Below are 18,521 nucleotides of genomic sequence, written 5' to 3'. Positions count from 1 at the left end.
GGTTTGAGTTGAAAGCTATCCAGGTTAGCTTAGTAACCTGGATTCTGCTCTAGATTGGTATTCTGGTCAAGAGCGGTCTGTGGAATTGGCAACAGGTATGAATTGCTGTCAAACTGTCTTACCTGTCTGATGCGTCCGCTGTCACGGTTGTCTATTCCGTTGAGATACTTCTCGACCTTGTTGTTGCGGCAGAGGTCGAACCAGCGTTCTCCCTCAAAGGCAAGTTCCAGACGGCGCTCATGGAGAACAGCCTCTATCATAGATTCCTTGCTGCCAGTCTTGTCGGATGTCAGTTCCTTCAGTTTGGCACGCTTGCGAATCTGGTTCACGAGTTTCGCACTCTCGGCAAGATTGCCCTTATAGGCTTCTGCCTCAGCCTTCATCAGGATAATATCAGCTAAGCGAACCCAGTAAATATTATTGTATGAAGAGCGTAACTTATACATGAACGGATAGTTGGAAGCCGGATAATAGTTACTCCAGGTACAGGCATAATATACGATAGCCTGATTCTTACGAACCTCATCACCTTCCTTGTCAAAGTCATTGATGATGTCTCGTGAAGGAGTAATCCACTTTGCCCAGGTAAAGTAATAATCCCAGTTGTCTAACTGACGGCCGTACATCCAGGTTTCCCAGTTTCCGCTACCGGTTGTCCAATGCACCTCCAGAATACCTTCTTTGGTATTGCGTTTCATGCAGTCTTTCGCTGTCTCATCATAGCCCCAAAGAGTTTCATAACTGTCTTCCAGCTCTACACCGGTTGTCTTCATTACCTTGTCGGCATAAGCGATTACCTTGTCATAATCCTGCACTTCCTTTTCGGCATAAACCTTGGCAAGCATAGCCTGAGCTACGGTCTTGGTCATCTTGGTGCGGTCGGAATTGTCATTATCCGGTGCATACTGCTCAGCATCCGTCAAGTCGGCAATAATCTGCTCATAACATTCCTTCGGCGTCTTGCGAGGAGGATAATAGGTAGGATATACCTCATTGATATTCTCGGATGTAATGGTCTTGGCGATGGTCGTAATGACTGGGAAAGAACCCCACAGACGAGCCATTCGGAACATCATCAGGGCACGGAAAATTTCGCCCTGTGCCTTATAGGAATGATATTCAGCTTCTGATATCTGACCATTCTCCTTCAATTGCTCAACACCATTGATCAGCACATTTGCCTTGGCGATATCCTCCAGATAGCGGTTCCAGTCACGGCTCAATACCGAGTTGCTGGCATCGATAGAGTTGGTCTCATAAGGTACAACCTCTGCACCGGTAGTTCCGGCATAAGCATTATCACTATGTGAATCGCCTATCAGAAGATAGTCGAGATGGGTATGCTCCTGACGGTTGCGGAACAACTCATAGAGCGATTTGAGCTGTGCATCAGCAGCAGCCTTGTCCTTCAATACGGCTGTTGAGGTCTCTGTCTGACCGCCCTGTGTTATTTCTGATGGCTCTGATAATGGCTCGTAGTCGAGAGAGCAACTTGCCAAAAAGAACATTGCGATGCCACCGAGCGCCAATGTCTTGATTGTATGATATGTTTTCATTGTTATCGATGTTTAGAATTCTACTTTTACACCTAATACTACACTCTTATTGAGTGGATATGTACCCCAGTCGATGCCCTGCACACTACCACTGTTGCCATACTGGTTAACCTCCGGATCCATACCTGAATAGTCGGTCAGGGTAAGCAGGTTGGTTGCTGATACGTATGGCTGCAGACGGGTCAGACCGAAGCGAGAAATCAGTTTGCGAGGCACATCGTAAGAGAGAGAAATATCCTTTACACGGAGATAACTGCCATCTTCTACGAAGTAGGTTGAGTTGCGGATATCCCACTTAGCCTTTGGCACATCGGTAATCTGACCAGGAACTCTCCAGCGAGCAAGCACCTTGGTGCTTTGGTTCTTACCATCATACATTCCTTCGGTTTCCATACGTGAAACGTTGTAGATATCGTTGCCATAGCTTCCCTGGATAAGAATACTGAGATTCAAGCCTTTATAAGAGAAGGTATTGGTCAAACCGAAGGTGAAGTCTGGGTTCGGATCACCGATATAAGTACGGTCACTGGCTGATACCAGACCATCACCGGTCACGTCCTTATACTTCATATCACCGGTCTCGGGATCCACACCTTCTGCTACATATCCCCAGAAACTGCCCAATGGCTTACCTGGCGTATTGCGAACCACCTGTTCGTTGACGAAATCGGTAGTCGTGGCTTCATAATATACCTGAGTCAGAGACAGGCTCTCCAACTTATTCTTGTTGAATGAGATGTTGAAATCTGTATTCCACTTCAAGGCGCCTGTCAGATTCTGTGAAGAGATGGCAAACTCCCAGCCTTTGTTGATCATCGAACCGCCATTATAGGTCAGGTTTCTTGCTGCAGCACTACCTGCCGGCAAGGTGATGTTCATCAACATATCCTTGGTCTTCTTATAATAGTAATCAGCATAGAAAGTGAGGCGGTTGCCCAGTACGGTCAAGTCGAGACCTATATTGGTCTGGGTTGTTGTTTCCCAAGTCAGTTCAGGGTTGCTCAGATTGCCCTGTGAGAAAGTAGGAGTAGAATTGGCATCATTTCCCTCGCCAAACCACTGCACACGATTGATATTGTATCTTGCCAGATAGCTGTAATCGCCCAATCCGCTCTGGTTACCGGTCTGTCCCCAGCCTCCACGAATTTTCAAGTCGTCAATCCACTTGATATCTTTCATGAATTTCTCATTGCTTACGCGCCAGGCACCAGAGAATGATGGGAAGTAGCCCCAACGGTGATGAGGTGCCAACTTGGAAGAACCATCAGCACGCATATTAGCGGTTACCATATAGGTATCATTCCAGTTGTACTGCAAACGGGCGAATGTTGAGAGAATAGCCCAATCAGAAGCTGACGAACCGGTTCCTGTCCAGGAAATCTTGTTGGCTGCATTCAAGGTTGGGAACAGATCGTTGGCATAGTTGCTACCGTTGATATAGTTCTGGCTCCACTTGCTCTGTGTCCAGGAACTACCAGCCATCGCATCCAGACTGTGCTTTCCGAATGCCTTCTTATAGTTTAATACATTGTCCCATACGATAACGCTGCTGATGTTTCTACCATCATATCCTGTACCGAATTCCTGACGGCCGATGGTGGTAGATATCGGGTCAAGGAAGTTGGTGGTTGTTCCTTGTGTACGGTCGAACGAGAGAGATGTGTTATAAGTCAGTTCTGGCATAAAGGTGAAAGTAGCCTTTCCGGTTGCCAACAATCGGTTGTAAGCAGACTTATTATTCTGAGTACGGGCGATATTCTCTGCTGGCGAGGTAATGTTCACGCCATAGAAGTTGTTGTAGAACTGGCTAGGATTCTCCGGATTCCATACCGGTGCATAGGTTGGCGTATTGACGATAGCGGTTACTACGCCGCCTCGGTTAGAACCGGCACCCGAAATGATACCTGTACCCTTGTTGGTATAATCAGAATAAGTTACACTGGCATTGAGTCGCAACCACTTACGTATATCGTTCTCTACAGATGCTCGGAAGTTGTAACGCTGATAGCTTGACTTCTTGATAACACCATTTTCGCCTGTATAGCCACCCGAGATAAAGTATCTCAGTTTGTCGGTACCATTGGTAATAGAAAGCTGGTAGTCCTGTACATTACCCGTACGGAACACCTCGTCTTTCCAGTCGGTCTGGTCTTTCAAGCCTTCAGGCAGTTTCACCAGACCGATTTCATCCATCAGCTCCTTATACTGAGCCGCATTAAGAGATTCCTGGTTGTCACGTACAGTATTAAATGCATAATGAGCATTCAGAGAAACCTTGGCAACGCCAGCCTTACCCTGCTTTGTACCGATAATGATGACACCATTGGCTGCACGGGATCCATAGATTGCAGCAGAAGAGGCATCCTTCAATACCTGGATATTATCAATATCATCAGCTGCCAGAAAGTCGATATTAGTCATTGGCACACCATCTACTACATAGAGCGGATCATTACTACCATTTAAAGAGGTGGTACCACGCACACGTATGGTTGGTGAAGCACCTGGCTGACCGTTGGCTTGCGAAATCTGCAAACCGGCTGCCTTTCCCTGCATACCTGCTGCGGCAGATACGATAGGACGGGTATCAAGGTCTTTGGCTGACACACTGGATACGGCAGTAGTTACATCCTTACGCTTGACAGAGCCATAACCGATAGCCACCACTTCGTTGAGCATATTAGACTCCTCTTCGAGCATAATCTGTACGCCGTTAGAAGCTTTCACTTCCTTATTCTTATAACCTATATAAGAAATTTTGAGTCTGGCACCTGGCTGTACTTCGATGGTGAAGTGACCATCCAGGTCTGTAGCAACACCATTTTTGGTACCATTCTCCAGAACCGAAGCTCCGATAACGGGTTCATTGGTATTGTCGATTACAGTACCCGTAATCTTCACCTTCTGTCCCCAAGCTGTCGCTGAGACCATTAGGACGAGTGCTGAGGCTGCTAATCCTCGCAACATCGCATTACTTTTTGATTTTCTCATAATTTAAACTTTAGTTATTCTCATTTATGTTTAAAATTGTTGTCTGATAGTCGGGAACCCATCCATGATTGGTTTCCGATTGCAAAAGTATATAAAATGTCTGATATTTGTTGGTTGATTAAATAATTAAGTGGTAAAAATGACCACCTGTTTTTATAACTGCATTTGATTATCAGGACTTTACATTTTTCATAGTTCTAAAAATAAGTGGTAGATTTATAATGGTAAAAGGTACAATTATTAAGGAGCATCCTAAACTTCCCGGTTAATTCGTGTTAATATTATCACATTATTTCTTCAAAATTTGCTATTTACTTTATTTATGTATACATTTGCAAATATTTTTTCTAAATTCCAAATAATTTAAACAAAAGCAACTTATGAAAAAGGTTTTATGGATGATATTCATGACTTTTATGGTCTTGAACGTGAATGCGCAGAAGTCCATTTCTTCTGACGAAGTGATAACAAGCAACATTCAATATAAGAATGGGAAAGATACTTATATCAAAGAACGTTGCAAACTCGACATCTGTTATGACAAGAGTAAAAAAAACTCACCTGTAGTAGTGTGGTATCACGGAGGCGGATTGACCAGTGGACAAAAAGAGATTCCCGGACTGCTGAAGAAACAAGGCTTTGTTGTAGTAGGTGTAAACTACCGTTTACTTCCCAAGGTAAAAATAGACGAATGCCTAGATGATTGTGCAGCTGCATTGGCATGGGTATTCCAAAATATCAGTCAATATGGTGGAGATGCAAAGAAAATATTTGTTTCGGGACATTCTGCCGGCGGCTATATTACAACCATGTTAGGATTAGATAAGACTTGGCTTTCACGTTATGGAGTTGATGCCAACAACATTGCCGGTCTGATTCCATTCAGCGGTCAGATGATTAGCCATTTTGCTTATCGCAAGATGAACGGCATCGATAATCTGCAACCAACTATCGACAAGTATGCCCCACTCTATCATGTTCGCAAGGATGCAGCTCACTTGGTGTTGATAACAGGCGATCGCAACATAGAACTATTTGGCCGTTATGAAGAAAATGCATATATGTGGCGCATGATGAATCTGATAGGACGCCCAGACACCCAGCTTTACGAATTGGGCGGATATGGTCATGGTGCCATGGCACAGCCAGCCTTCCACATTCTCATTCAGACTATCCATAAAATGCTAGGAGAAAAATACAATTTTTAATTCTCTGTCTATTTAAGCAATCCCGATTTATCTCTTCACTCTTCACCTTCTCGCCCGTAACCCCTCTGTTTATCGGGGTTTCGGGAGGTGAAGAGTTTTCTTTATCTCTTCACCCACTCTTCACCCCTCTTCACCCATATAGAAATACACTATACGCAATATGGGAAGAAAAAAAAGAGGAAAAAGCATGGCGGTTTGGGAAAATAATCGTAAATTTGCAATTGGAAAACAAAGATTAGGAATTATGATAGAGACTAACGATAGAATATTGCCGGTAGGCATCCTTCAGAAGCTGAGCAATAACGGCGGTGTAGATGCTGCCACGGAGCAGATAACAGCCAAGCAGTATGCCGAACCTTTCAAGGCTGATAAGCGAAAAGTAATCGCCCTTGCCATAGAACTGGATGATAAGGGAAAAGGATTGGTAGATTGGAAGGAAGTATAAAGAAGAATAAAGAAGGAAACGGAAAAAAGCCCCCGGTGCCATACGCATCGGGAGTTTTTTTTATGCACCAGGCAGCAAAGGTGCTGCCTGGTGGGGGTACGATAGAGATTCCGTTTGTCTGTATCTCACTTACCGCTTTTATTCGGGCTTTGTATCAAAGAAACCGATAAACTCATCAAAATCTCGAAGGATGTCAGTCAACTTAGGATTACTCTTTTGAACTATAATAGCTATGTAATTGTCAACTTCTTCATCTCTAAGAATAGAAACCTTGACACAAAACCGATCTCGTTTATCGAATTCGTTAAACCATCTGGTAAAAAGACGAGCTCGCATAGCCTGTCTGCTATCACCCGTTTCACATTGATATAAAAGAATGTCCGGATTCGTGAGAAAGAACTCTTCAATAATACTTTGTACAGTCTCTTTTACTTTAGAATCGTTAGGAGAATTCTTCTTGTTTTCATTGAGAATACCAAATTCATACGCTTTTTCATCCTCCCAGATATTATTATTTTCAACAAATTCTATTCGATACTGAACACCATAATCTGTCAAGAACTTATATGAGCCATTATCTATCCAGACCTTATAAGGAGAATGAAAATTGAGGCGCGTTAAGTTAAAGGCCTGCATAGCAATTTGCAGCCTCCTTACGTGCTTTAGCAAAGTCTATTTGAGCCTTTGCCTCCATTTCTCTTTTACGTTTAACCATGTCTCGTAATACAGCAATTGCTTCTTCACGAGTTTTAATTTTTAAAGCCATATTTATCCATTTAAAAGTTCTACTTCTATTTGTCTGCAAAGATAAGCTTTTATTTTGAAAATGCAAAGAAAACAGGAGAAAAGTTTAGGAAAAAATGTTGTGGATGTTCATGAACTTACCTATCAACATGATACCTAGAAAGCAGAAAAAGCCCCCGAAGCGTAATAGTTCCGGGGGCTTTTTATTTTGCCTCAGGCATCAAATGTGCTGCCTGGGGGTACTATAGAGAATCTGGGGCTAGTCTGCCCAAATTCCCTTATTAGTTTCATTATCCCAGAAATCCTTCACTTTTTCGTCGCTGTAATCCGCTTCTGACGCCTTCTGGATAACAGAGCCGGCGAGGATGGCTGTGGTTTCCATTTCCATGACGCTAACCACTGGCTTGATATATTTTTTCTTTTTCATATCTATTTCTATATTTTAATTACTTGATGATAACCTTCATAGTCTTGCCACCACGCTTCACGATGTTCACACCCTTCTGCAAATCCTGGAGGCGACGGCCCTGGAGGTCGTAGTATTCAGCCTTGCTATCTGCTGTAGTCTCCAACTGCTCGATGGCTGTGGTGCTGCCGCCTACGCTGATGCTGAACATTCTGGCACCAGCTGCAGGAGCTGATGAGTTATCTACCATGTAAGCACGGAAAGGCTTGCTGCCCACAAACTCTGTTGCTGTACCCAACAGCTTGGCTGGGTTCATCAGCTTGTCGCCCTTCACGATGTAGCAGTTGTTATCAGCATCCTTGCTGAACATCTTTTGGGTATAGAGTCCCTGAAGCTGATAGTTGCCATTAGCTGTTTCAACTGGCTTTACTTCATTTGTAATCTCCTTGTTGGCTACAGTAAAGTCGAGCTTTGTTTCTCCATCCTTCATTTTGATGATAACAGGAGTACCAGCCTCGATGCTTGTCTCTATCTCTTCGAGTTCTACGGTTTCTGTACCCTCATCAGCCGAAAGGAGTTTGAAGGCACGGAAGTTCTGACCATCGAGAGATACCTCGAAAGGCAGGCAGAGCGTTGCCCAGGTAGTACCTTCTACAGTGCGGCTGTAAGATGCAGCCTTGGCTGCGAATGGCTCGTAAGCCACGAAGTCCTTGCCATCGTCAAGAACGAGATTATCCGTAGCAAGAGTTTCTCCCGTTGCTCCTATCTTCTCATCGCCATTCTTGCCTACCAGCTTGGTGAAATAGCCAGTCTTGTAGTTGGCGTAGGTTTGGTCGATTTTGTCTGGGTTACTCATATAATGTATAAAACCTTTGAGGTTTGTGCAGCCCGAGAACATGCTAGAACCATCAGTAACCTTTCCCGTAACAAAATTGTCGCTGGCGTAGATGGTTGTGAGAGCGTAGCAGTTAAGGAACATATAGGACATATGCTCCACCTTCGGAGTGTTGAAGTTAGTAAGGTCGAGCGAATTGAGATTTTGACAATTATAGAACATACATCCCATATCCGTCACATTCGCTGTATTCAAATATTTAAGACCTGTAATAGTTTGCAAGCTATTGAGTTCTCTAAAGAAACTATTCAACGATGTTGGAGTGTATGTAATGAAACTCTCATCGAAAACGACACTCTTGATATCTGAGTACTTTATCCCTAAAAAAGAGCACACATCATTCACCGTCGGTTCATTACACACTATAACTGTATGGTTTGAATCAAGAGCTCCCAGATTGTCAGAATTGATTTTTTTGAATGTAATTGTATTGTTAGACGATTCATAATCTGCGATATAGTCATCAATAGTGGTTGCCGTGTTCAGATCGTATATGATTGCGCGGTCAGCACCATCACTTATATCCCCGTCTTTTTCGTAAGATAATGTCAAAGAATATTCACCCTTATTTAAAATGCTTTTATACACTTTTTGGTTTGTTTCTCTAATTTCATCAAGCATTTTGCCATTTAAAGTAATAATGAATTTGTCAAAATACTCTGCCGAAATTAGATATTTAAATGAAAATAATATAGGCTTTTCTACATTGAATTTGATTACAATTTCAGATGTACTGTAATCCATCTCATAATTATTTGACATCAGTCCTATGCTTTCATCTGTAATATAGGAAGAGACCTCAGACATTCCTTCGTCTCCCAAGTCCAGCATCTTCCAAGGATAATCACCATTGCAAGTAAAGGTAACATCGGTTATACCATCCAAACCATCGAACAAAGTATAGCGAGGTCCTTTTGCGTTACATTTTGTACAAGTGCCTTCACTGTTGTATTGATGACCTTTTGCTGGAATCTCAAGGCTGGCAGCATCAGTAATCTCTTGAGTTGCGGCTTCATTGCTGAAGAGTTTGTTGCATACACTGCACTGCCAGTATTCTATGATACCAGCCTCTGTACATGTAGCAGCTTTCAGTGCATGATGAGTGAGAGTGTGTGGCTTAAGATTCAAATATTCCTTCACAATTAAATGACAGAGAGAGCATTCTTTTGTGGTATAGCCATGCTCTGTGCAAGTAGGTTCAACGGTTTTGATTGCTGCGCCAAGAGCAGACGAGCCATCGGCTTTCAGGTGAGTACAGGTTTTGAGTTTGAGTTCAAACTCGCCTACCTGCAATAGGCTTCCACTATGAATAGCCGAGATTTCCCATTTAAAGTATTGATAAGAGGTAGAACATTCGCACTTGAAGTCGTACGAAGCATAGTTCTTATCCTGGAGCACCTTGTCATTTTCTACCTTATCGATAAGCGTCCAAGCGCCTTCTTTGCCTTCGTTGTTGCCATAGAGTTTCCATGACAACGGATTGCGACCTCCACATCTAGGATTTGCATTGTCATTACCCGTAGTGATGGTGTAGCCCACAGGAATTCCTGCCTTGCTGGCTTCGAAGATGACATAGGCGCTGCTGCTAAACTTGCAGCACCACTTAGAGAAATCACCTTCTTTCTTTTTGCCATCAAAGAGATTTTTGTAAGTCTCATCAGTCTTACCTGTGTAGCCCACTGGGTTACCCGCTAAGGCAGTAAGCGTTACTGTCTTGTCGTATTCTGTCTGCGCCACCATACGTCCAGGCAGAAGCAACAACATGAGCAACATCAATGGGAATAGGGCAAATCTACAGAACTTTGCCCCCCCATAGTTCATACGGCCGACGTGCGACCCATTGGATTGATTTGAAAAATGTTTCATAATTTAATATTATATTTGTTATTATTTTTTATCAAGAAATTACTGAATACTGATTGCCATCAGACTGACTACCAGACACACGAACGTGATAAACACTACGCCGAGGATGAGGCAGATATAAAAACGCCCTCTCCTGATGAAATCACCCAAGCTGAAATGACACATCGGGTAATCATCAAGATAGGTCCTATATTCCCTCACCATGACATTAATCATGATGCCAACATAAATGAGGAGAAACAAAGCTACTATCAGGATAGCCTGTTCTTCTTTGGCTAATGATTCTATTATACTTTTCATGGTGCAAATATAGTGTTTTTCTTTGAAACAAGGTGTCGCATTCCCCCACATAGGTGTCGCATTCCTACAAAAAAGGTGTCGCATTCGTGGGGAATGCGACACCTAATACATACTTTTTAACAGTTTTTCTCTCTCCAAGCCGTAGGAGAGCAGCCTTCTTTCTCTTTGAACATACGGTAGAGATGGGTACGGGAAGAGAAGCCGCACTCGGCAGAAATGATGTCATTACCGAAGTCGGGGTTATCCAACATCATCTTCTTGGCAGCCTCAAAACGCACCTCGGCAAGCCAGGGGCGGAAGGTGGTATTGAGACAGGATGAGAGGTAGCGCGACAACTCGTATCTGCTGATATCCAACGAACGTGACAGGGTAATCATATTCAGCGACGTATCCCTATAACCCTTGGCAGCACACCATTCATCCAACCTCTCACGGACGATCTTCTGCCGTCTTTCTGAACGCTTTGATTGTAAAGTTTCTTTCTTATCATCAAGTTCTTCATCCTGCAGTTCTAAACAGGCATTGTCTTCCACACTTTCCATGGCAGCCTTCTCTTCTTCCTCCTTATCCAAGAGTTCTTCGGTAGGCACGTAATTATAGCCCAAAGCCATGAAACTGAGCGTGAAGAAAAAGACAGCAAGCAGTCCCAGAGGTCCGATTACATATAGAGATTTGGTGGAAAGAACTGCAAAAGGCAGGGCTACTGCAGGGAAAAAGACGATGAATACACTGGCTCGCGCATATCTCACGTAAGGCAGGATATCGTAACCAGCCATCACCTCCAGCATCCTTCTGCGCTTTCTGATTTCCACTATTATCATATAGATGCAATAGACTACGTTGATGGCGAACAGGACTATCATCACATAAATCCAGCTGCCGATATGGAAGTTTCCGCTCAGGATAAAGCCGATGCAGAAGGCAGCCAATATGGCGGCATAAATGCTGGCGCAAACGATGTTCATCTTCCGGCGGTTGGCATGCGTTGCCTCAATATTGTAAATGCCAATAGAGATGAGCGAGAAGCAAGGGGGATAGACCAGAATGTTGAAAACGGCTCCCACAGCAGCGTCTTGCGCCCGGAAGCCCAGAAGCATCTGCATGAGAAATTGTATGGCCAATCCTACCATGGCTCCGATAATCAGCCATCGTGACACTTCATATCGCCGGTTCATCCACTTCATGTGCAGTCGGGTAATACCCAGGATGAGGATATTGACGAGCATAAATAGGAAACAGGCGAACTGCAATAAATATAATGTATCCATTTCGTTCTTATTTTTGTATTTGGCATCTGCCAAGATTATCGTTAACACGTTAAAACGTATGCAAAAGTACAAATTTTATTTTTAAATGAGGATGGGAAAAGGAAAAAAGTGATTTTTAAAAAGGAAAAAAATGGTTTTATTTATCGGGGACAGCTGACGAGTGAAACAAGAACAGCAGACTGGCGACAGGAAGAACAGTGGGCTGTCCGAGCCAAACAGCGAACGAAAACCGGTTTGCCAGGTTTTTAAATAACCGACAGAACTTTCGCAAGTTTTGCCCTACACGCCCTGAAAGGGCAGAAGCTCCTAGCCCAGGGCATCGCCCTGGGTATAATAGCAGTCAGCAAGGCGCCCTGTAAGGGCAAAAGCTTTGTTAATTGCCTGGTATTTGAAAGCTTTTGCCCTTACAGGGCGACAGGTTTGCGCCCATAATAACCCAGGGCGATGCCCTGGGCTAGGAGCTTCTGCCCTTTCAGGGCGTATTGGGTAATTTCAACCGTACAGGTCGAATTGATTTTACTCTTCACTCTTCACCCAATCGCTGGGAATGCCTTTATATAAAGGGGATTCGAGAGGTGAAGAGTGGGTGAAGAGAGGTGAAGAGTTACAAAAAACTCTTCACCCTCCGCAACACCTTTATATAAAGGGGATTCGAGCTATCGGGTGAAGAGTGAAGAGTTTTGGGCTATTCCATTGCCTCATATCCTTTATTCTGAACCAACTTGCCATTGAAGGCAAGGCTCCGCTGAGGTATCGGGAAGACGATGGAACAGGACGTAAGAGCGGACTGAACAGAACGGCGAAGATGCGAGGACTTGAGGAACTTGCCGAAACGGATAAGATCCTGACGATGACAGGTTTCGCCTGCCAGCATAACCTGACGGTCTTCCAGAATATTGGCAAGCGAAGACTTGCGCGCAGGCAAACCGGCATGCGCACGAACCATATTATACTCTGCCCTGCCATCCCCATCGTTGCGCTCCATCGCCTCAGCCTTCATCAGCAACACATCAGCATAACGGAAACGGAACAGAGGTTTGGCTGGCCGTGGATGCTGAACAGAATCAGCCTCATCCATCACCAGCGCATCCTTCGGCATCTGATAACGCACAGAACTATTGAAGATTTCATCCTCCTCTAAACTGTAGCCTTCATCAGCCAGTCTGTTGCAATAGAAGATGCAGGTTTCCCAAGCATTCAATATCTTGCTGCGGTTCTCACTCGCCTTGCCGCCCGTAATGAGCGAGGCGCCATCGGCTGTACGCACCATAAATTCCAGGTCCCTACCCTTCGGACGCTTCCTGTAACCCTGCGCCCAATCGTTGTACATATAGATTTCAGCATTCAGCGCCAGTTTAGCCAGCAGGAAGTTAACCACAGGCTGCGTGATGCGCCCATAATGAAAGCCTTCCTCCAAACTGGACGTCTGAGGAAGATAAGGCAACACCTGCTGCAATTCGCTAAAGATGAAATGGAAGATTTCGCTCCGTTCGCTCTGAGCCGACAGCTTTTCATCGGTAACCGAAGAGCCCGATGCCGGTTCATAGATGAGTGATTCTGCCGAAGACAGGAGTACCGGAATCCTGCCATACAAATCCATCGCCTCATAATACATCATGGCTCTGATGGCACGCACCTCAGCCTTGAACTGCGCCTTCTGGTTATCGGTAAGGCGTACAGACTGTAAATCTATCATATCCAGCGACTTGTTGCACATACCGATAGCCCGATAAAGATATTGCCAGGAAGAATAAAGCTGTTCATCATCAGGAGAAAGAGAAAGCAGACTGTCAAGACGCTGAATATCGCGGATGCCTTCCCCATCTATCGTTCCACCCATAAAATCATATAAAGGAGCTATGGTCGTATCGAATATTTCAGACGCAGAACCATTGCTGCCACCCCCATCGAGCTGATCCTTAGGATGCTCATTCAAGCACGATGAGAATGCCAACAGGGTCAGGAAAGAGATGACCCACGTGAACAAATGTGAAATATATCGTCTCATAATCCTATCACATGAAGTTTAGGTTTCAAACTGTAAGGACTGCGAATAACCGCAATCCGACTGCAAATATAAGAAAAAAGAATGATAAAAGGACACAAATATAGTAAAAATCTACGTAAATTTTGCGGGATTAAAATTTATTTGTAACTTTGCACCCGGTTAGCAGAGAGCTAACTAAGGGGTGCTACCGCCGGAAAAGAGAAAAAAGCGGATGCTGAGAATATACCCATCGACCTGAACCAGGTAATGCTGGCGTAGGAAAATAAGGCACATTCCCCCCTTATATGATGTTTTTAATTTAAATAAATGAAAAGATTCAACGGGATCGCACTCAGTGTAGCGTTTTGCTCTTTGGCAAGCCAGGCTGCACTGGCACAGACAAAAATCGACACCTTGAAGGTGCAGAATTTGAATGAAGTGATTGTAAAAGGCGTACGTGCCGCAAAGGAAGCTCCATACGCCGTGGCTAACATCAGGAAATCAGAACTCAAACAATTCTCTTGCTCAGGTCAGGAATTGCCATTTCTCCTTTCTCGTACACCGGGCATTCTCGCCTGGAGTGAGAACGGTATCGGCACCGGTACTACCTATATGCGCATTCGTGGCGCTGCCGGAAGCCGCATCAATGTAACACTCGACGGAGTGGCTCTCAACTCACCGGAAGACCAGACCGTTTTCTGGGCTAACATGAACAGTTATTCTTCGCTCCTGGGCAGCATCCAGGTACAGCGCGGCGTAGGCTCTTCTACCAATGGCGACGGTGCCTTCGGTGGAAGCATCTCTATGGCTACAGCTGCTCCTTCGCTCACCCCTACTGCAGAAGTTACCGGTTCTTTCGGTTCTTACAATACCTATCATACAGGCGCCAGCTTCTCTACAGGTCTGCTCGGCAAGCATCTGATTTTTGACGGTGCTTATCACGAGACAGCTACCGACGGTTATGTAGACGGCACAGCAGGCCGCTCAGGTTCTTACTATGGCGGACTGACCTGGCTGGGCGATAACTTCAAGGTAAGCTACAAGAACATCGGCAACTTCGAGAAGACCGGTCAGGCTTGGAACGGAGTGCTGGGCGGAGATTACAACTCAAACTTCACCCTCCTTGAGGATGGCATCCGCACTTATAAAGATATGTATAAGGCAGGTCTGGATAAGTTTAATGTGCTGACAGGCGATTTGGTTCGCAACGGCAAAGGCGATTATACCATCACTCCTTATACCCTGCGCGACGGAAGCAAATGGGACAAGACTACTGATAACTTCTATCAGAACCACAACATCCTTTCAGCTACCTGGACACCTGGCAGCCACTGGAGCCACAGCCTCTCACTGCATTATACCTATGGCTACGGCTACTACAAGGAGTTTAAGAACAACGCCAAGTTTGCCAAGTTCGGACTCGTTTACAAGGATGCAGAGGGCAACAAGGTTAAGAAATCTGACTTCATCCGCAAGAAGGGACTCACCCAGCATACCTACGGCATGGTATACAATACCAACTACAAGGATGAGCACTGGGATGTTATCGGCGGATTGAACCTGCAGCAGTTCCGTGGCAACCACTGGGGATACCTTACTTATATCGCCAACCAGGATGCCGAGAAGAAGTTCTTCGGCAACAATGGTCAGTATAAGTACTATGATTCTGATGCCCACAAGTATGACTACAGCGCCTTCGTCAAGGCAAGCTATCGCTTTGCAGACTACTGGAATGCCTTCGCTGACCTGCAGTATCGCCGTGTAGAATACAAGACCGACGGTATCAACGACAAATTTATCGCCCAGGCAGATGGCAGCTACAAGAACCAGGAGCTGAACATCAACGAGAAGTACAACTTTTTCAACCCTAAGGCAGGTATCAGCTTCAACAAGGATGGCCACAAGGCATACGCATCTGTAGCCTACAGCAACCGCGAGCCAGAGCGCAACAACTTTACCGACAACTTCAACTATCCATTCCCTAAAGAGGAGAAGCTGCTCGATGTAGAGTTCGGCTATCAGTATCAGGGCGACAACTGGCATGCAGGCGCCAACTTCTACTATATGGATTATGACAACCAGCTGGCTCAGACCGGACAGTTGAGTGACATCGGCGAGGCGCTGACCACCAACATCAAGGATTCTTACCGTATGGGCGTAGAGCTGACAGCCGGCTGGGCACCATTGTCATGGTTGTCTGTAGAAGGAAATGCCGCTTTGAGCAAGAACAAGATCAAGGACTTTGATGAGTATGTAAGCAACTGGGAAGATGATACGAAGCCAGGCGTAGTACATTACGACAACTCAACCCTGTCTTATTCTCCATCAGCTATCCTGAACGGATTCATCGATATCCACTATGCCGGTTTCTCTGCTACCTGGCATACCAACTTTGTAAGTCGCCAGTATATTACCAACACAGAAGACCGCGACTTCTCGCTGCCATGCTATTCACAGAGCGACCTGAGCCTGAACTACAGAGCTAAGGTAACCAAGGCACTCGGCATCAAGGAGGTAAGCTTCGGTGTAGACATCAACAATATCTTCAACCGCCACTATGCAGCCAGCGCATTCACCTGGAGCAATGCTACCGGTTACGGATATACATTGGACAACCGATTCAAGCAGATAGCCTACATCCCGATGGCAGATACCACCTGGATGACGCATCTTACATTGAAGTTCTAATCAGAAATCATCATGATGGATTATATTGCATCACATGGTTTAGACATCTTTACCACGGTACTCGGACTGGTTTATATCCTGTTGGAGTACCGTGCCAGTATCTGGCTCTGGCTGGTAGGCATCATCATGCCCGCCCTGGACGTATGGCTCTATTGGAGTCATGGTCTTTACGGCGATGCGGGTATGGCGGTCTACTATACGATAGCCGGTATATATGGTTATGCCGTATGGAAATATGGCAAGAAGCACAACCAGAAGGAGAAAGAAGAACTTCCGATTACCTATATGAAGAAGTCGCTCTATCTCCCTACTCTTCTGTTCTTCCTTGCAGCCTGGGGCATCACCTATTATATACTGATAACTTTCACCAACTCTACGGTTCCTCTGCAAGACAGTTTCACCAATGCCCTGAGCTTTGTGGGTCTCTGGGCGCTGGCACGCAAATATATCGAGCAGTGGTTCTTCTGGATTATCGTAGATGCCGTTTGCTTCTATCTCTATATCATCAAAGGCATCCCATTCAAGGCAGGACTTTATGGTCTCTACGTCATCATCGCCGTAGCCGGATACTTTAAATGGAAGAAGATGATGAAAAAGAGTTGATAGTTTACAGTTCAGATATTATAGACGGAAAAAGGAAGCCAAGGCAAAAACAAACTTGCCAGGCTTCCTTTATTTCATTTATATAAACAAGAACCACTATACCAAGGTTCCGCGCTTAAACTTATCCTATCAGCGAAAAGCACATCCTTTATGCCCTTTTCACCTTTAATCCGTTTTCGATACTAACCAGTTCATCGCTGAATCCAGCATCAATCTTCAGTCTTTCTTCCACCTTTGAACAACTGTGGATAACTGTGCTATGATCGCGATTACCAACGAGTTTGCCGATTCTCGAAGCAGGCATTTTGGTATATTTCTGTGCCAGATACATCGTTACCTGTCTTGCCACGACATAATCACGCTTACGGCTCTTGCTGTTCACGGCAGTAACCGTTACATTATAATGATGACAAACCGTTTCAACGATGTCATCAATGGTGAGCGGCTTATCATCGACCTTCACCGCACGCTTGATGACGCGCTCGGCAAGACGGATATCAATGCTGCTGTTATAAACGATGCTGTAAGCCAGAAGACCATTGATGGCTCCCTGCAAATCGCGCACACTTCCGTTACAGGTCTGGGCGATGAAAGAGATGACATCTACCGGAATCTTCAAACCGTCACGACGGATCTTATTGCTCAGGATATCCACACACAACTGGATATTCGGCTTCTCCAACTCGCAGACCAGACCGCAAGAGAAACGGGTGAGCAGACGGTCTGGCATATCCTTCAACTCTACCGGAGGGCGGTCGCACGCCAGGATAATACGCTTTCCGTTGCGGAAAAGGTGGTTGAAGATATGGAAGAAGGTGTTCAGCGTCTTCGCCTTACCAGCCCACTCCTGGATATCATCCACAATCAGCATATCGATAGACTGATAGAAGTTGATGAAATCATTGCTCGCATTATGGAGCACGGCATCAGTATACTGGGTCTGGAAAAGACGGGCACTCACATAGAGCACACGCTTCTGAGGATACATCTGCTTCGCTTTCAGACCGATGGCATTCACCAGATGCGTCTTACCGCTACCCGAAGGTCCGTAAATGAACATTGGGTTAAACTGGGTGGTATTGGGATGCTCGGCAATAGACAATCCTACGGAACGAGGCAGCTTATTGCTGTCACCCTCCATATAATTGTTGAAAGTAAGCTTCGGGTCTAACTGTGTATCAATGTCTTCCTGCTGCTGGGGAGCGGCAGGCTGGGCAGCCGTCTGCTGGGCACGCTCACGAGTTTGCTTTGCCATATCAGCATCGTCTGGATCTGCCTCTATATCTTGAGAAAGCTTATGCTCCTTATCGGTTACAACACGATAAGTGAGACGGATTCCTTCCCCAAAATTACGATGCAGCACCTTACTTAACAAGTCAACGAAGTTCTGTTCCAAGTACTCGTATACGAACGGACTCGGAACCTGCACCAACAAAGTCTTTGTCGACGGCTTGTACGATTCAAAGACGATTGGCTTGAACCATGTGTTATATTGCTGCTCTGTTACACTGTCCTTTATGAGCAAAAGACTGTTGTCCCAGAGGGCTTTTGGACTTGCTAACAT

At 45.1% G+C, this 18,521-nt stretch carries 14 protein-coding genes; 4 read left to right on the top strand and 10 right to left on the bottom strand.

The features are described 5' to 3' along the window. Positions 1-29: 29 nt before the first annotated feature. Together ONT18_RS00070 and ONT18_RS00065 are read right to left on the bottom strand one after the other, a co-directional pair. Complete coding sequence (locus ONT18_RS00070) at positions 30-1,556, bottom strand: RagB/SusD family nutrient uptake outer membrane protein (protein WP_264903494.1); 1,527 nt, start codon at positions 1,554-1,556, stop codon at positions 30-32. A 12-nt stretch (positions 1,557-1,568) separates the two neighbouring features. Then, a complete protein-coding gene (locus tag ONT18_RS00065) occupies positions 1,569-4,547 on the bottom strand; it encodes a SusC/RagA family TonB-linked outer membrane protein (protein WP_118063650.1) in 2,979 nt (992 codons plus the stop codon). 380 nt (positions 4,548-4,927) lie between these two features. Here ONT18_RS00065 and ONT18_RS00060 point away from each other — a divergent pair, with 380 nt between their 5' ends. Further along, positions 4,928-5,755, top strand: coding sequence for an alpha/beta hydrolase (locus ONT18_RS00060; protein ID WP_119229002.1), 828 nt, complete (start codon positions 4,928-4,930; stop codon positions 5,753-5,755). 244 nt (positions 5,756-5,999) lie between these two features. Further along, on the top strand, positions 6,000-6,200 hold the full coding sequence (locus ONT18_RS00055; RefSeq protein ID WP_186292362.1) for a hypothetical protein: 201 nt from the start codon (positions 6,000-6,002) through the stop codon (positions 6,198-6,200). A gap of 138 nt (positions 6,201-6,338) precedes the next feature. On the opposite strand, the gene ONT18_RS00050 is transcribed toward ONT18_RS00055, so the two are convergent. The 7 genes from ONT18_RS00050 to ONT18_RS00020 form a co-directional block, all read right to left on the bottom strand. Further along, the gene (locus ONT18_RS00050) at positions 6,339-6,836 is read right to left on the bottom strand and encodes a DUF6169 family protein (RefSeq protein ID WP_022121359.1); all 498 of its coding nucleotides are present in this window, start codon (positions 6,834-6,836) and stop codon (positions 6,339-6,341) included. Further along, positions 6,823-6,966 carry a hypothetical protein gene (locus ONT18_RS00045; protein ID WP_022121358.1) on the bottom strand — a complete coding sequence of 48 codons (144 nt, stop codon included), beginning with the start codon at positions 6,964-6,966 and terminating at the stop codon, positions 6,823-6,825. Before ONT18_RS00045 ends, ONT18_RS00050 begins: the two co-directional genes overlap by 14 nt. 237 nt (positions 6,967-7,203) lie before the next feature. Continuing rightward, complete coding sequence (locus ONT18_RS00040; protein WP_264903491.1) at positions 7,204-7,371, bottom strand: hypothetical protein; 168 nt, start codon at positions 7,369-7,371, stop codon at positions 7,204-7,206. 19 nt (positions 7,372-7,390) lie between these two features. Then, on the bottom strand, positions 7,391-10,111 hold the full coding sequence (locus ONT18_RS00035; RefSeq protein ID WP_264903489.1) for a BspA family leucine-rich repeat surface protein: 2,721 nt from the start codon (positions 10,109-10,111) through the stop codon (positions 7,391-7,393). Between the two features lie 39 nt (positions 10,112-10,150). After that, a complete protein-coding gene (locus tag ONT18_RS00030) occupies positions 10,151-10,411 on the bottom strand; it encodes a hypothetical protein (protein ID WP_147329681.1) in 261 nt (86 codons plus the stop codon). A 116-nt stretch (positions 10,412-10,527) separates the two neighbouring features. Further along, positions 10,528-11,679 (bottom strand): AraC family transcriptional regulator, encoded by a 1,152-nt coding sequence (locus tag ONT18_RS00025; protein ID WP_264903486.1) that lies wholly within the window; start codon positions 11,677-11,679, stop codon positions 10,528-10,530. 685 nt (positions 11,680-12,364) lie between these two features. Beyond that, positions 12,365-13,687: a RagB/SusD family nutrient uptake outer membrane protein gene (locus ONT18_RS00020; RefSeq protein ID WP_264903484.1), complete on the bottom strand. Its 1,323-nt coding sequence runs from the start codon at positions 13,685-13,687 to the stop codon at positions 12,365-12,367. Positions 13,688-13,993: 306 nt separating this feature from the next. Between ONT18_RS00020 and ONT18_RS00015 the strand changes: the two genes are divergently transcribed. Together ONT18_RS00015 and pnuC are read left to right on the top strand one after the other, a co-directional pair. Beyond that, positions 13,994-16,354, top strand: a complete 2,361-nt coding sequence (locus ONT18_RS00015) for a TonB-dependent receptor (RefSeq protein WP_264903482.1) — start codon at positions 13,994-13,996, stop codon at positions 16,352-16,354. 12 nt (positions 16,355-16,366) lie between these two features. Beyond that, on the top strand, positions 16,367-16,957 hold the full coding sequence (pnuC, locus tag ONT18_RS00010; protein WP_118153783.1) for a nicotinamide riboside transporter PnuC: 591 nt from the start codon (positions 16,367-16,369) through the stop codon (positions 16,955-16,957). A gap of 148 nt (positions 16,958-17,105) precedes the next feature. Here the strand turns inward: pnuC and dnaA are convergent, their stop codons facing one another. After that, positions 17,106-18,521: a chromosomal replication initiator protein DnaA gene (gene dnaA / locus ONT18_RS00005; RefSeq protein WP_118080725.1), complete on the bottom strand. Its 1,416-nt coding sequence runs from the start codon at positions 18,519-18,521 to the stop codon at positions 17,106-17,108.

Origin of the sequence: Segatella copri, assembly GCF_026015295.1 — a bacterium.
In the GTDB taxonomy this organism is placed as follows: Bacteria; Bacteroidota; Bacteroidia; order Bacteroidales; family Bacteroidaceae; genus Prevotella; species Prevotella copri_C.
This window is presented reverse-complemented; position numbering and strand designations above follow the sequence as displayed.

Coding starts and splice junctions, on each gene's coding strand:
- dnaA (WP_118080725.1), bottom strand. CDS start 18,521: ATGTTAGCAAGTCCAAAAGCCCTCTGGGACAACAGTCTTTTGCTCATA.
- ONT18_RS00050 (WP_022121359.1), bottom strand. CDS start 6,836: ATGCAGGCCTTTAACTTAACGCGCCTCAATTTTCATTCTCCTTATAAG.
- ONT18_RS00015 (WP_264903482.1), top strand. CDS start 13,994: ATGAAAAGATTCAACGGGATCGCACTCAGTGTAGCGTTTTGCTCTTTG.
- ONT18_RS00055 (WP_186292362.1), top strand. CDS start 6,000: ATGATAGAGACTAACGATAGAATATTGCCGGTAGGCATCCTTCAGAAG.
- ONT18_RS00025 (WP_264903486.1), bottom strand. CDS start 11,679: ATGGATACATTATATTTATTGCAGTTCGCCTGTTTCCTATTTATGCTC.
- ONT18_RS00040 (WP_264903491.1), bottom strand. CDS start 7,371: ATGAAAAAGAAAAAATATATCAAGCCAGTGGTTAGCGTCATGGAAATG.
- ONT18_RS00035 (WP_264903489.1), bottom strand. CDS start 10,111: ATGAAACATTTTTCAAATCAATCCAATGGGTCGCACGTCGGCCGTATG.
- ONT18_RS00060 (WP_119229002.1), top strand. CDS start 4,928: ATGAAAAAGGTTTTATGGATGATATTCATGACTTTTATGGTCTTGAAC.
- ONT18_RS00070 (WP_264903494.1), bottom strand. CDS start 1,556: ATGAAAACATATCATACAATCAAGACATTGGCGCTCGGTGGCATCGCA.
- ONT18_RS00045 (WP_022121358.1), bottom strand. CDS start 6,966: ATGGCTTTAAAAATTAAAACTCGTGAAGAAGCAATTGCTGTATTACGA.
- ONT18_RS00065 (WP_118063650.1), bottom strand. CDS start 4,547: ATGAGAAAATCAAAAAGTAATGCGATGTTGCGAGGATTAGCAGCCTCA.
- ONT18_RS00030 (WP_147329681.1), bottom strand. CDS start 10,411: ATGAAAAGTATAATAGAATCATTAGCCAAAGAAGAACAGGCTATCCTG.
- pnuC (WP_118153783.1), top strand. CDS start 16,367: ATGATGGATTATATTGCATCACATGGTTTAGACATCTTTACCACGGTA.
- ONT18_RS00020 (WP_264903484.1), bottom strand. CDS start 13,687: ATGAGACGATATATTTCACATTTGTTCACGTGGGTCATCTCTTTCCTG.